The sequence below is a fragment of the Hydrogenophaga sp. NH-16 genome, from assembly GCF_004006415.1.
GTDB classification, from domain to species: domain Bacteria; phylum Pseudomonadota; class Gammaproteobacteria; order Burkholderiales; family Burkholderiaceae_C; genus Hydrogenophaga; species Hydrogenophaga pseudoflava.
Map to the genome: position 1 here is coordinate 2,897,253 of NZ_CP029344.1, position 13,709 is coordinate 2,910,961.

The following is a 13,709-nucleotide window of genomic DNA, read 5'->3' on the forward strand; positions in this document are numbered from 1 at the left end:
GCATGAACGGATCGTGGCCATCGTTGCGCCGGTCGGCTATGGCAAGACGACATTGATGGGCGGATGGTTTCGCGCTTGCAAAGACGCAGACCCCGTGTGGGTGGGACTCGATGCTTCCTGGCGCGACCAGGTGTTCTTTGTTCGCTCCTTGTTGAATGCGATCGGAGGCCCGTCGGAGCCGGTCGCGATGGGGGCCATTGACGCGGCGGCGGTGGTCGAGAGCGGCTTGCTGGCGTTGTTGCAGGCCCTTGGACAACGTCGTCGTCCCATGATGCTTTTTTGCGCCGCTATGCCAGGTCTTTGTGCGCCAGTGGCCGGCAGGACCACAAGATCAGGACCCATTCCACTATGGCGCCGCACAAACGGTTCTGGCCTATGCGCACAAATGCAATTGACGTTTCACCGTGGCCCCCCAGTCCTTGCGCGAGGTGCAAGTGAAGTTCGGGGAGGCTCCTTCGCCTTTCGGCCACATGTGGGTGCGGGTGATCTTTTCCGCCTTGCTGTTCAAGGCGGGGCGGCATCGTGAGGCCCTGGCAGACAGCACCTCGGCGCTGACCGAAGAGCTGGCTTTTGCTCCCGACGCCTCGTGCCTGGCGGTCAGGCTGCGCGCGATCCGCGCGTTGCTGCTGTACGAACGCAACCTGTGCATCGAGGCGATGGTGGATTTGGAGGTGGCGTGACCACTACTGTCGCACCAGGGCATCGTCGATAAGATGGCGTAGATCGTGTGGCCGATGGGGTGCAGCAGCAGCCCCTGCGCCAGCGCGCGGCAGGCATAGCGGCGGCCGAAGTCGGGCAGGCGTGCTGAGCACGTGCCACGCGAAGACCATGCCCTTGCGTCGATCGAAGCGCACACGCGGGTGCTTGGAGATCGGCGCGAACTGCGCGGCCAGCCGCTCGCTGGTGCCCAGGTTCTGGCGCAGCGCGTCGGTCTGCGCGAAGAGGTCCAGCGTGGCCAGCGCGGCGCGGCAGGCCAGCGGGTTGCAGGTGTAGCTGTGCGAATGCAGGAAGCCGCGCGCCACCTCGTCGTCGTAGAAGGCGGCATAGACCGCGTCGGTGGTGAGCACCACCGACAGTGGCAGCGTGCCGCCGGTCAGGCCCTTGGAGAGGCAGAGAAAGTCGGGGCGGATGCCCGCCTGCTCGTGCGCGAACAGTGTGCCGGTGCGGCCGAAGCCGACCGCGATTTCGTCGAGCACCAGGTGCACCTGGTGCCGGTCGCAAAGCTCACGCGCGCGTTTCACATTTCAGGTACAGCGGGTCGTGCATGGCCTTGCCGGCGGCGCACTGGATCAGCGGCTCGATGATCACCGCAGCGGTCTCGTGCGCGTGTTCGGCCAGCCAGTCGCCCAGTGAGGCGGCGGCCCCCTCGGCCACGTCGGCCGGGGTGTCGCCGGGCGCGGCCTGCCTGGCGTCGGGGCTGGGCACGGTGGCGGCCATGCGCACCAGCGGCGCGTAGGCTTCACGGAACAGCGCGATGTCGGTCACGGCCAGCGCGCCCACCGTCTCTCCGTGGTAGCCCCCGGCGACACTGACAAACCGGCACTTGCCTGCCCGGCCCGCATTGCGCCAGTGGTGGGCGCTCATCTTCAGCGCGAACTCCGTGGCACTAGCACCGTCGCTGCCGTAGAAGGCGTGGCCAAGGCCGGTGCGCGCGGCCAGGCGTTCGGAGAGTTCAACCACTGGCCCGTGGGTGAAGCCTGCAAGCATCACGTGGCCCAGTGTGTGCAGCTGGTCGATCAGCGCGGCGCGGATCGCGGGGTGGTTGTGGCCGAACAGGTTGACCCACCAGGGCTGCGCTGGCGCCACGGCGTTGGCCGACACGGGCTGCGTCAAAGCTCGGCGCCCAGGGGCAGGATGACCGGGTCGCCGGCCTGCGGACCTGCGGGCTCGCTGCGGATCTCGACGATGCGGTTGGCAGCGTCGGGGAACACCAGCTGGGGCACGGCCTCGTCGAGCTTGTCTTCGTGCACCATGCCGAAGGCCGCGATGATCACCAGGTCGCCCACGCTGGCGCGCCGGGCGGCCGAGCCGTTGAGCGAAATGATGCCGCTGCCGCGCGGCGACCTGATGGCGTAGGTGATGAACCGTTCGCCGTTGTTGACGTTCCAGATGTGAACCTGTTCGTTGGGGCGGATGTTGCTCGCCTCCAGCAGGTCTTCGTCGATGCCGCAAGAGCCTTCGTAGTGCAGCTCGCAGTGGGTGACGATGGCGCGGTGGATTTTGGATTTCAGCAGGGTGCGGAACATAGGGGATTTGCTTGAACGGAGGGAGCCTCGGCCATCGACAGGGCCAAGGTCAGGCGTGCGCCCGCGTGGTGTGCATGCCCGTGCGGGCCAGCAGGTCCTGGTCGGCTTCCACGTCGGGATTGCCGGTCACCAGCAGCTTGTCACCGTAGAAGATGGAGTTGGCGCCGGCCAGGAAGCACAGCACCTGGGTCGATTCGTCCATCTGCCGGCGCCCGGCCGACAGGCGCACCTTGGCCCTGGGCATGGTGATGCGGGCCACCGCCACGGTGCGCACGAACTCCAGCGGGTCGAGGTCGGGCTCGTCGGCCAGCGGCGTGCCGGGCACCTTGACCAGGTGGTTGATCGGCACCGACTCGGGGTACGGTGCCAGGTTGGCCAGTTGCGCGATCAGGCCGGCGCGCCCGGCGCGGGACTCGCCCATGCCCACGATGCCGCCGCTGCAGACGTGGATGCCGGCCCCGCGCACGTGGCCCAGCGTGTCCAGCCGGTCCTGGTAGTCGCGGGTGGTGATGATGTCGCCGTACAGCTCGGGCGCGGTGTCCAGGTTGTGGTTGTAGTAGTCCAGACCAGCACCCTTGAGGCGTTGCGCCTGGTCGCCCGTGAGCATGCCCAGGGTGCAGCAGGCCTCCAGGCCCTCGTCCTTGATCACGCGCACCAACTCCTCGACCTTTTCCAGGTCGCGGTCGTTGGGCGCTCGCCAGGCGGCACCCATGCAGAAGCGCGAGGCGCCGGCCGCCTTGGCGCCGAGCACGGCCTCGCGCACTTCCTCGGGCGTCATCATCTTGGTGGCGGGCACGCCGGTCTCGTAGTGCACCGACTGCGGGCAGTAGCCGCAGTCCTCCGGGCAGCCGCCGGTCTTGATGGACAGCAGCGTGGCCAGCTCCATCTCGGTGGGGTCGTGGTGCTCGCGGTGCACGGTCTGCGCGCGGTGCATCAGCTCAGGGAATGACAGGTCCAGCAGGGCCTGCACCTCGGCCACCGGCCAGGCCTGCTGGCGGGCCTCGACCGACAAGGTTCCCACGCTCGATGCCTCGGCAGGCTGCGGGGGTGATTGCACCCAGTGGATGGGTTCTTCTCTCAGGATCGTGTCATTCATTGCGCAATACTCCAGTGGTGTCCAGCAAAATTCAATCGATAGGTCGACGCGGGCGCATCGTGCCTGCAAGGCCAGCCACAGCGCTTCAGGCGCCTTGTGGTCTGATGTGCTGGGTGGCCTCGTCTTCGACCCGCTGCCAGATCTCGACCGCCATCGGGTTCTTGCTCTCTTCCAGGATGTGTCCCACCAGCCCTATGGCACGCGCCAGGACGCCGATGCCGCGCACAATTTTCCATGGTAGCCCGAGCTCGCAGCTGATGGCGCCGATGGCGCCGGTCGCGTTGACGGGAAGCGACTTGCCAGCGACGCGCTCGGCCTCGGCGCAGATCAGTTGTTCGAGCCGGATGTAGTCGCCGGAAAAGCCATTGTCCTTGGCGATCTGGAACAGGCGCGGGGCGCGCGGATCGACCGGCTTGTGCAGCGGATGTCCTAGGCCGGGGATGATCTGGCCGCGGGCACGAAAGGCTGCCACGGTGTCGATGGCGATGCGCTCCAGGTCAGCCCCTTTCGTTCCGGGTGGCAGGGCCTCGTAGAGCATTTTGGCGGTGCCTTCGGTGCTGCCGACGAACACGCTGCCCAGGCCGCACAATCCGGCCGCCACTGCGGCCTGCAACGACTCGGGCGCACCGGCGTAGGTCAGTCGCGCGACCAGCGCACTGGGCGTGATGCCGTGCTCGACCAGCGTCACCGCGATGGCGTTGAAGACGTTGGACTCCTGCTGCGTTGGCATGCGCCCGACGATCTGCAAGAAGGCCATATCACCCAGGTTGAGATGGCCGAGGATTTCGTCAGGCAGACTCTTGCCGTGCACCTCGATGCGGTCGGGGGTACTCCAGGCAATGTCGGAGCGGATGGGTTTGGCTTTGCGAGTCATAAGGAATTCCAGTCGATTGGAGTGGGTTAAAAAATCAGGCGCTCAGACCCGCGTCGCGCAGCACGGCGCGCGCGCGCTGCACCACCGGCAGGTCGACCATCTGGCCGTCCACGGCCACGGCGGAACCACCCGCCGTTTCAAATGCTTTGCAGACGCGGCGCGCCCAGTCAAGCCGTTCAGGGCTCGGCGTGAACACCGCCTGGACGGTGGCCAGCTGCTTCGGGTGGATACACAGCTTGGCACCAAAGCCGAGTCGACGTGAGCGTTCGGTGTCGGCCTGCAAGCGTTGCAGGTCGTCGATGGCGGTGCTGACACCATCCACCGGCGCCGCCAGCCCGGCCAGCCGCGAAGCCAGCACCAGTTGGGAGCGGAAGGCCAGCAGCTCGATTTCCGTGCCATCGGGCGCACACTCAATGCCCAGATCCAGCGCCAGATCGACGCTGCCAAAGGCCAGCCGGATCACGCCCGGCACGCGTGCGATGCTGTCCATCTCATGCAGGCCGCGCGCCGACTCGATGATGGGCAGCACGTCCTGGTAGGTGGTCTCGACCACGGTGCAAACGGCGTCGATGCCTTCGGCCTTGGGCAGCATGATGGCGGCCACGCCGGGGTGGCGGCACAGTTCCAGGTCATCGTCAAACCAGGGCGTGCCGGCGGCGTTGATGCGCACCACCAGCGGCGCGGCCTCGTCCAGCAGCGCCGCCAGCGCCTCGCGCGCGCGCACTTTGGCCTCGGGGGCCACTGCGTCTTCCAGGTCAACAATCACCGCGTCGGCACCGCTGGCGCGCGCCTTGGCAATGCGCTCGGGCCGGTCGGCGGGCACAAAAAGATAGGCATGCAGCAAAGCCTTTGGGCCAGAGGTATGGGCTGTCATGCGCGTGCCTCCAACCAGCGGTCCATGCGCGGCGCCTCGGCCACCGCCCAGACGCGCGCGATCAGCGCCTGAACCTCGGCAGGCGTAGCCCCCTTGCCGTAGGCTGCCAGGCGCTGCGCCTTGTCTTCGATCTCGGCGCGCGTCAGTGTGTTGCCGGGGTCGCCTTTGGGCTCATCGACCCGCGCGCTCAAGCTGCGGCCATCGCGCGTCGTCACCGTCACCTTGCCGATCCAGCGCTGCGGGTAGGCCTGATCGACCTCGGCGTCGAGCTGCATGGTCACGCGGTCGCGCAAGGCGGCCACGCGCGGCGCGAGGTAATGCGCTTCAAATTCATTCAGCCCGGCAAAGCCGTATTCGGCCGCCAGCGCCAGCACCGTGCCCATCGAGAACTTGGCCTGGTGCACGGTGGCCGGCACGGTGACGCGGCCCAGCACGTCGATGGCGCCCTGGTGCACCTGGGTGGTGACGCTTTCGATGTCGTCGGCTTTCACGCCGTGCGTCTGCATCAGCGTCAGCAGCGCATCGGCGCTGGGGTGGGTGTGGCGGCACGAGGCGTGGTATTTGAACGAGGTTTCCGCCGTGGCCCAGCGCTGGCCCAGGCGGTCGGTCAGGCGCGCCGGATCGGCGTCGCTCGACATGCCCGCGGCCATGCCCTGCGCGCCTTCCAGAATCTGGCGCGCGCCGGTAAAACCGCTTCGCGCCAGGTAGGCCGAGGTCAGACCGCAGGATGCCGCGTGCGCGGTGTGCAGCTGCTTGGAGTCGGCGGCGTCGCGCAAAAACTCCCACAGTCCGGCGGCTTGTGTGCCGGCGCTGCCGAAGGCATGCAGCATGGTGGCGGCATCGAGCTTGAGCAGCCGTCCGGCCGCTGCGGCGGCGGCCAGCGTGCCGGCGGTGGCCGTGGTGTGAAAGATGCGGTAGTGCGAGCGGCCCAGGAACTCGCCCACACGAATGCCGACTTCATAGCCCGCCACCACGGCGGCCAGGAACTCGCGGCCGCTGGCACCGATGTCCTGCGCGATGGCCAGCGCCACCGGGAACACGACGGCCGCGGGATGAAACACCGAGCCGTTGTGGACGTCATCCTGCTCGGCGAAGTGCGAGGCGGCCGCGTTGACCATCGCGGCGAAATGGGGCGAGGTGGTGCGGCGCGAGATCAGCACCTCGGCGCGGCCCGAGTCCGGCCCCATGGTGCGGGCATAGGCTTCGATGGCCTCGACCGGCCGGGCGCCCTTGCCCGCCAGCGCGGAGGCGTACCAGTCGAGGAACAGGTCTTCGGTGCGGCGCAGCACCGGCGCCGGAATGGTGTCGAATGACAGATCGGCGGCAAAGGCAGCCAGCGTCGCGCTCGGGTTTGTATCCAGGGTCATGGCATCGATCTCGCAGTCAGATGGCTTTGTCCGCACGCAGCCGGGCAATGTCAGTCTCGCCGTAGCCGAGCTCGGTCAGGATGGCTTCGGTGTGCTGGCCCAGCGCAGGCACCGGCCCCATGGGCGGCGGCGGCTCGCTGCCATTGACGTGGTGCGGCGGGTACAGCGCCGGCAACGTGCCGCCGGGCGAGCCGATCTCGGTCCAGCGCCCGCGCGCCGCGAGTTGCGGGTGCTTCCACAGGTCGGCCATCTCGTTGAGCTGGCCATTGGCGATTTGCGCCGCATCCAGCCGCGCCACCAGTTGCGCCGCGGTCAGGGTGGCGCAGACGCCTTCGATGATGCCGCGCAGTTTCTCGCGCTGGGCCAGCCGGTTGGCGTTGCCCAGGTACTGTGCGGTCAGCTCGGGCAATTGCAACACCTGGTTGCAGAAGGTGGCCCATTCGCGGTCGTGCTGCACCGCCAGCACCACTTGCTTGCCGTCGCCGCAGGCAAAGGGGCCGTAGGGGTAAATGGCGGCGTGCGAGGCGCCGGCACGCGGCGGCGGCGGCTGGCCGTCCAGCGTGTAATAGAGCGGGAAGCCCATCCATTCGGACATGGCTTCGAGCATCGAGATTTCGAGCCGCTGGCCGCGCCCGGTGCGCCCACGCTCCAGCAAGGCGGCCAGCACGCTGCTGTAAGCGTACATGCCGGCGGCGATGTCGGCAATCGACAGGCCGGCCTTGGAGGGCTGTTCGGGCGTGCCCGTGACGGAGACAAAACCGGCCTCGCTCTGGATCAGCAGGTCATAGGCTTTTTTCTCGGTGTAGGGGCCGCCGTCGCCGTAGCCCGAGATGTCGCACACCACGATGCGCGGATTGACCGGCGCCAGGCTGGCGTGGTCCAGTCCCATGCGCGCGGCAGCACCGGGCGCCAGATTCTGCACCAGCACGTCGGCGCGCTCCACCAGCTTTTGCAGCACGGCGCGGGCATCTGGGTGCTTGAGGTCGAGCGTCAGGCTTTCCTTGGAGCGGTTGCACCAGACGAAGTGGGAAGCCGAGCCGTGGGCCCGGCTGTCGTAGGCGCGGGCGAAGTCGCCCTCACCCGGGCGCTCGACCTTGATGACGCGCGCGCCGAGGTCGGCCAGTTGGCGGGTGCAGAACGGCGCGGCAATCGCGTGCTCCAGCGTAACGATCAGCATTCCTTCCAATGGACGCATGGCAATTTCTTTCAGAATGAACGGGGCAGATCCAGCACGTGTTCGGCCACGTAGCTCAGGATCAGGTTGGTGGAGATCGGCGCCACCTGGTACAGCCGGGTTTCGCGGAACTTGCGCTCGATGTCGTATTCGCAGGCGAAACCAAAGCCGCCATGGGTCTGAATGGCGGTGTTGGCCGCCTCCCAGGAGGCTTTGGCGGCCAGGTACTTGGCCATATTGGCCTCTGCGCCACACGGTTGGTGGGCGTCAAACAGCTCGCAGGCACGCCAGCGCATCAGGTCAGCGGCCTCGGTCTCGATGTGTGCCTCGGCCAGGGGAAACTGCACGCCCTGGTTCTGCCCGATCGGGCGGTCAAACACGCGGCGCTCACTGGCATAGCGGGCGCTGCGCTCGACGAACCAGCGGGCGTCGCCAATGCACTCGGCGGCAATCAGCGTGCGCTCAGCGTTCAGTCCGTCCAGGATGTACTTGAAACCTTTGCCCTCCTCGCCGATCAGGTTCTCGGCCGGGATTTCGAGGTTGTCAAAAAACAGCTCATTGGTCTCGTGGTTAACCATGTTGCGGATCGGGTTCACCGTCATGCCCTGGCCAATGGCCTGGTGCAGGTCAACGATGAAGATCGACATGCCCTCTGACTTGCGCTTCACATCTTTGAGCGGGGTGGTGCGTGCCAGCAAAATCATGAGGTCGGAGTGCTGAATCCGCGAGATCCAGACCTTCTGGCCATTGACCACATAGCGGTCGCCCTGCTTGACCGCGGTGGTCTTGATTTTGGTGGTGTCGGTGCCTGTGGTTGGCTCGGTCACGCCCATGGACTGCAGGCGCAGATCGCCGCTGGCAATTTTGGGCAGGTAGAGGCGCTTCTGCTCATCCGAGCCATGGCGCAGCAAGGTGCCCATGTTGTACATCTGGCCGTGACAGGCGCCGGCATTGCCGCCGCAGCGGTTGACCTCTTCCATCACCACCGAGGCTTCGGCCAGACCCAAGCCAGCTCCGCCGTACTCCTGCGGAATCATCACCGCCAGCCAGCCGGCCCTGGTCAGCGCGTCCACACACGCCTCGGGGTAAGCACGGGCATCGTCAATCTTGCGAAAGTACTCGTCGGGGAAGCGTTTGAAAAGATCGCGCAGGGCGGCGCGCAACTCGGGGTAACGTTCTTGGTTCATCATTTTTCAGTCTCTAAAAGTTCCCCGCTGAGCCGCGCAGGACAAAGATTACCGGTTAGCGGAATTTGCTGAAGTCGGGCTTGCGTTTTTCAAGAAAGGCGCTGGCCCCTTCCTGCTGCTCGCCGGTACTGAAATAGTTGGGTGCCACTTCCTGGATCAGGTCGTTCATGTCCTTGCCCATGATCGGGGCCATGTGGTGGTAGAACGAACACTTGACGATCTTCAGGCAGGTCGGCGAGAGCGACAGCAGTTCGTCGCAGTATTTCTGCACTTCTGCATCGAGCTCGGCCATGGGCACCACCGAGTTGGCCAGGCCCCAGTCCAGCGCCTGCTTGGCACTGTAGCGGCGGCACAGCATCCACAGCTCACGCGCACGCTTGTGACCCAGCACATTGGCCGAATGCGAAACGATGTAGCCACCCGCGGGTGAACCGACGCGTGGACCGTTCTGGCCGAAGATGGCGTGCTCGGCGGCGATGGTGAAGTCGCAGAAATAGGCGATGTGGTGACCGGCGCCGATGGCGTAGCCGTTGACACGGCAGATCACGGGCTTCGGGCACTCGACGATCTGGCGGTTGAAGTTGAACTCCAGGTCTTCCAGGCCGCTCTTGCCGCTGCTGTCGCCCTTTTCCCAATTGACGTCGCCGCCGACGCAGAAAGCACGCTCGCCGGTGCCGGTGAGCACGATCACGCCCACCTTCGGGTCATTGCCCGCCTCAGCCAGGCGTCGCTCCATCTCCTTGATGGTGTCGCCGGTGAACGCGTTGAGCGTCTTGGGCCGGTTGATGGTGATGGTGGCAACGTAATTTTTGACGTCGTAAATAACTTCCTGGTCGCTCATGGTGATTCCTTGTGAAAAAGGGTTGGGGGAAATCAGTGGGTCTGCGTGGCATGCACGCGTGCAAATTCAAGAAACCAGTCCAGGCTGGCGGGGTTGGCCAGTGCATCGCGGTTGACCACTTTGTCGATGGGCTGGCCGAGCAGCAGCTTCTTGATCGGCAGTTCGAGCTTCTTGCCGGTGAGCGTGCGCGGCACCTCGGCCACGGCAAACACCGCGTCCGGCACATGGCGCGGCGACGCGGCCGCGCGGATGGCGCTCTGGATGCGCCCGATCAGCGGCGCCTCCAGCGCCACGCCCGGGCGCAGCACGACGAACATCGGCATATAGCTTTCGCGCCCCAGATATTCGAGGTCGACCACCAGGCTGTCGAGCACTTCGGGCAGCGCCTCGACCACGCTGTAGATGTCGCTCGTGCCCATGCGCACGCCGTGGCGATTGATGGTGGTGTCGCTGCGGCCGTAGATGATGGCGCCGCCGCGCGGTGTGATGCGAATCCAGTCGCCATGCCGCCAGACGCCGGGGTACATGTCGAAATAACTGTCCAGATAGCGCTGGTTGCCGGGGTCGTTCCAGAAGTAGAGGGGCATGGACGGCATGGGCGCGGTGCACACCAGCTCGCCCACCTCGTCCACGACCGGCTGGCCCTGCTCGTTGAAGGCCTCGACGCGCGCCCCGAGGCAGCGTCCCTGCATTTCTCCCACGACGACGGGCAGGGTCGGCACGCCGCCGACGAAGGCCCCGGCGAAGTCGGTGCCGCCGGAGATCGGGTTGATCCAGACATCGCGCCCGACATGCTTGGCAATCCACTGGTAGCTTTCCGGGGACAGTGGCGAGCCGGTCGAACCCACGGTGCGCAGCGGCCCCAGCGCGCCCACCTCGCGCGGCTCGACACCGGCTTTCTGGCAGGCCGCATAAAACGCCGCACCGGCACCCAGAAACGTCACGCCGACTTCCCCAGCGAAACGCCACAGCGTGGTGTAGTCGGGCCAGGCCGGGTTGCCGTCGTACAGGCAGGCCGTCGCCCCCACCAGCAAACCGCCCACCTGGCAGTTCCACATGATCCAGCCGGTGGTGGAAAACCAGTGGAAGCGGTCTTCGGGACCGAGGTCGTTGTGCAGGCGCATCAGCTTGACCTGCTCCAGCACAATGCCGCCATGGCCGTGCACGATGGGTTTGGGCAAGCCGGTGGTGCCCGACGAATACACCACCCACAGCGGGTGGTCGAAAGGCAGTGACTCGATGCGCAGTTCAGCCGGGGCGCTGACCACCTCGCTCCAGAGCACGCCACCGCGCAGCGCGTCCGCGCTGGCGCTGCGCTCCAGGCAGGGCAAGAGCACGCAGCGCTCGACGCTTGGCAGCCCGTCGAGCAGCGTGGCCACGGCTTCGCGCCGGTCGAAGCGCTTGCCACCCCAGTGGTAGCCATCGACCGCGATCAACACCTTCGGATCGATCTGCCGGAAACGGTCCAGCACCGTGGGCGCCCCCATGTCGGGCGAGCACACCGACCAGACCGCCCCCACCGAAACCGTGGCCAGAAAAGCCACGATGGTCTGCGGAATATTGGGCAGGTAGGCCACCACGCGGTCGCCCGGCCCCACGCCCGCCGCGCGCAGCCACTGGGCCAGCGCCGCCACCTGGTCTTGCAGCGTGCGCCAGGACATGTCCGCCCGCTCGCCCGCTTCATTGCGGAAGACGATGGCCGGTCTGGCGTCCGTGGCGTGCCGGAACACCTGCCGCGCATAGTTGGTGCGCGCGCCCACAAACCATTGCGCGCCCGGCATCCGGCGATCGCTCAGAACCGGGCCATTCCAGTCGTCGAGCGGCAACTCGAAATACTCGACGATGGCGCGCCAGAAGCCCTCCAGGTCATCCACGGACCATTGCCACAAGGCCTCGTAGTCGGCAAAGCGCAGGCCTTTTTCGCGTTCCAGCCATTGTTGGAAACGGGTCACCTCGGCACCCGCGATGCGATCCGCGCGGGGGGTCCACAAGATGTCGGTGGAAGACGGGCTCATGGCTTCCCTCCTGCTGTGCTTGCCATGGCGGTTTCTTGCAGGCGCACGACCCCGTCGCGCACCAGTTGGGCAATCTCCGGCGCACCGTAGCCCAATTCGCCCAGCACCTGCCCGGTATGCTGCCCCAGCGCAGGAGGCGCCGGCATCTCACCGATCTTGCGCATGCCTGCAGCCAGCTGCGCCGGAAAAGGGATCAGCGGCAGCCCCGGCATCTCGGGGTGCTCCACGAAACGGGCGGCCAGCACCGGATCGGCCATGGCATCGGTCACCGTGTTCACCGGACCACAGGGAATATCGGCGGCCTCGAAGGCGACCACCCAGGCGGCCGCCGCACGGGTGATGAAAATCGCCTCCAGCTCGGCCAGCAGCGCCGGCCGGTTGGCAATGCGCGCGGCGTTGCGCTGGTAACGCGGATCGGTGAGCCATTCGGGCCGCTTCACCACGGCGCAAAAGCGCTTGAACGCCCCTTCATTGACCACCGACACGCTGAACCATGCGCCGTCGGAGCCGCGAAAGTGGCGGCTGGGCACCGCAATCGGCAGGTTCACCGAGCGAATCGGCTCGCGCTGTTCAATCGCATATTCACCCACCTTGCTGGCCAGAAAATTGAACACGGTGTCCACCAGGGCCAACTCCACGCGCTGCCCCTGGCCGGTCTGCTGCCAATGCATCACTGCGGCCAGCACGCCCAGCGCGCCGCACATGCCGGACGCCACATCGATGATCGGCAAGCCGATACGAACCGGTGGATCGCCTTCTTCCCCACTGGCGTAGAAGGCCCCCGTCATGCCCTGCACCACGCTGTCGACCGAGGGTCTGAGCCGGTAGTCGCCCTGCTCACCGAAGGCGCTGACCATGTAGTACACCAGCGTCGGGTTGATGCGCCGCACCGCGTCGTAGGTCAGCGCATGTGTCTCGGCAAAGTCGGGGCGAAAGTTGTGCACCAGAACCTGGGCTTTTGAAATCAGCCGCTCCAGCACCGAGCGCCCGGCGGGGGTGCGTATGTCCATCGCGACCGACTCCTTGCCCCGGTTGCAGGTCATGAAAGCAACGCTGGATTCGCCATAAAACGGCGGGCCGAAATGCCGCCCCTCCTCGCCGGAGATGGCCTCGACCTTGATGACGCGCGCGCCCAGGTCGGCCAGCGCCATGGCCGCGTAAGGCCCGGCAATCAAGCGGGACAGGTCGATGACGGTGATGTCACTCAGAATACCTTGCACGGCACCGCCCTTTTTTACTTGCTGGTGCGCGAGCGGGTGCGGAAGGCCGCAATGCCGGCGCGATGCTCGGGCGTGTCTTCGAGCACCGCCATGTGCGAGGACACCATGTCCAGGTGCGTGGCCAGCGCCATGGTCTGGCTTTGGTAGACGGCGCGGCGAAAGAAGCGCACCGCCTGCTGCGGCTTGGAGGCAATGGTGCGCGCCATCTCGTAAGTGGCTGCCATCAGTTCGGCATCGGGCACCACGCGATTGACCATGCCAATGCGCTCGGCCTCTTCCGCGCCCACCACGCGACCGGTCCAGAACAGCTCCAGCGCGCGCGCAGTGCCTATCAGTCGCGGCAGGAACCAGGCGCCGGCATCACCGGCCATCAGTCCGATGTTGATATAACTCTCGGCCAGCGTGGCCGAGCTGGCCATCAAGCGGATATCGCACATCAAGGCCATGTCGCAGCCCGCGCCGCGCGCCGCGCCGTTGACAGCGGCAATGACCGGTTTTTCCATCCGCTCCAGCGTGAGCGCGATGCGATGCACGTGGCGGTAGAGAAAATCCTTGCGCCCCATGCTGTCCATTTCGCTGAACCTGGCCATTTCCTCGAAATCGCCGCCGGCACAAAAAGCACGACCGGCACCGGTGACGACGATGACCTTGACGCGCTCATCAGCCTCGGCCTGCTCCAGCGCCGCGCGCCAGGCATCCACCATCTCAAGATCGAAGGCATTGAGCTGATCGGGCCGGTTGAGGGTCAGGGTCGCAATGCCGTCGGCATCAACCGCAAGCAAGATGGCAGGAACGACGGACATGGAAAACCTTTC

General features: G+C 66.3%; 12 protein-coding genes and 1 pseudogene. 1 reads left to right on the forward strand and 12 read right to left on the reverse strand.

What is annotated here, in order from left to right; genetic code table 11:
* Nucleotides 1-419 precede the first annotated feature (419 nt).
* Nucleotides 420-680 carry a hypothetical protein gene (locus DD542_RS24005; protein ID WP_236944226.1) on the forward strand — a complete coding sequence of 87 codons (261 nt, stop codon included), beginning with the start codon at nt 420-422 and terminating at the stop codon, nt 678-680.
* 32 nt (nt 681-712) lie between these two features.
* Here the strand turns inward: DD542_RS24005 and DD542_RS13975 are convergent.
* From DD542_RS13975 to DD542_RS14030, 12 genes and pseudogenes are all read right to left on the reverse strand, one after another.
* Nucleotides 713-1,788 (reverse strand): annotated as a pseudogene (locus tag DD542_RS13975) (aminotransferase class III-fold pyridoxal phosphate-dependent enzyme); the annotation flags it as partial.
* 41 nt (nt 1,789-1,829) lie between these two features.
* Nucleotides 1,830-2,246, reverse strand: coding sequence for an aspartate 1-decarboxylase (gene panD / locus DD542_RS13980; protein ID WP_008905393.1), 417 nt, complete (start codon nt 2,244-2,246; stop codon nt 1,830-1,832).
* A 49-nt stretch (nt 2,247-2,295) separates the two neighbouring features.
* Nucleotides 2,296-3,342: a biotin synthase BioB gene (gene bioB / locus DD542_RS13985; protein ID WP_008905392.1), complete on the reverse strand. Its 1,047-nt coding sequence runs from the start codon at nt 3,340-3,342 to the stop codon at nt 2,296-2,298.
* A gap of 85 nt (nt 3,343-3,427) precedes the next feature.
* Complete coding sequence (locus tag DD542_RS13990) at nt 3,428-4,216, reverse strand: citryl-CoA lyase (RefSeq protein WP_008905391.1); 789 nt, start codon at nt 4,214-4,216, stop codon at nt 3,428-3,430.
* 34 nt (nt 4,217-4,250) lie between these two features.
* The gene (locus DD542_RS13995; RefSeq protein WP_008905390.1) at nt 4,251-5,090 is read right to left on the reverse strand and encodes a CoA ester lyase; all 840 of its coding nucleotides are present in this window, start codon (nt 5,088-5,090) and stop codon (nt 4,251-4,253) included.
* Nucleotides 5,087-6,457: an MmgE/PrpD family protein gene (locus DD542_RS14000; RefSeq protein WP_008905389.1), complete on the reverse strand. Its 1,371-nt coding sequence runs from the start codon at nt 6,455-6,457 to the stop codon at nt 5,087-5,089. The genes DD542_RS13995 and DD542_RS14000 overlap by 4 nt, the downstream gene beginning before the upstream one ends.
* A 16-nt stretch (nt 6,458-6,473) precedes the next feature.
* Nucleotides 6,474-7,634 (reverse strand): CaiB/BaiF CoA-transferase family protein, encoded by a 1,161-nt coding sequence (locus DD542_RS14005; protein ID WP_127806081.1) that lies wholly within the window; start codon nt 7,632-7,634, stop codon nt 6,474-6,476.
* A gap of 29 nt (nt 7,635-7,663) precedes the next feature.
* Nucleotides 7,664-8,821 carry an acyl-CoA dehydrogenase family protein gene (locus DD542_RS14010; RefSeq protein WP_008905387.1) on the reverse strand — a complete coding sequence of 386 codons (1,158 nt, stop codon included), beginning with the start codon at nt 8,819-8,821 and terminating at the stop codon, nt 7,664-7,666.
* Between the two features lie 52 nt (nt 8,822-8,873).
* Nucleotides 8,874-9,659 carry an enoyl-CoA hydratase-related protein gene (locus DD542_RS14015; RefSeq protein WP_127806082.1) on the reverse strand — a complete coding sequence of 262 codons (786 nt, stop codon included), beginning with the start codon at nt 9,657-9,659 and terminating at the stop codon, nt 8,874-8,876.
* Nucleotides 9,660-9,691: 32 nt separating this feature from the next.
* Nucleotides 9,692-11,674, reverse strand: coding sequence for an acetoacetate--CoA ligase (locus DD542_RS14020; protein WP_127806083.1), 1,983 nt, complete (start codon nt 11,672-11,674; stop codon nt 9,692-9,694).
* The gene (locus DD542_RS14025) at nt 11,671-12,894 is read right to left on the reverse strand and encodes a CoA transferase (protein WP_127806084.1); all 1,224 of its coding nucleotides are present in this window, start codon (nt 12,892-12,894) and stop codon (nt 11,671-11,673) included. The genes DD542_RS14020 and DD542_RS14025 overlap by 4 nt, the downstream gene beginning before the upstream one ends.
* Nucleotides 12,895-12,908: 14 nt before the next feature.
* Nucleotides 12,909-13,697 (reverse strand): enoyl-CoA hydratase-related protein, encoded by a 789-nt coding sequence (locus tag DD542_RS14030; RefSeq protein ID WP_127806085.1) that lies wholly within the window; start codon nt 13,695-13,697, stop codon nt 12,909-12,911.
* Nucleotides 13,698-13,709 lie beyond the last annotated feature (12 nt).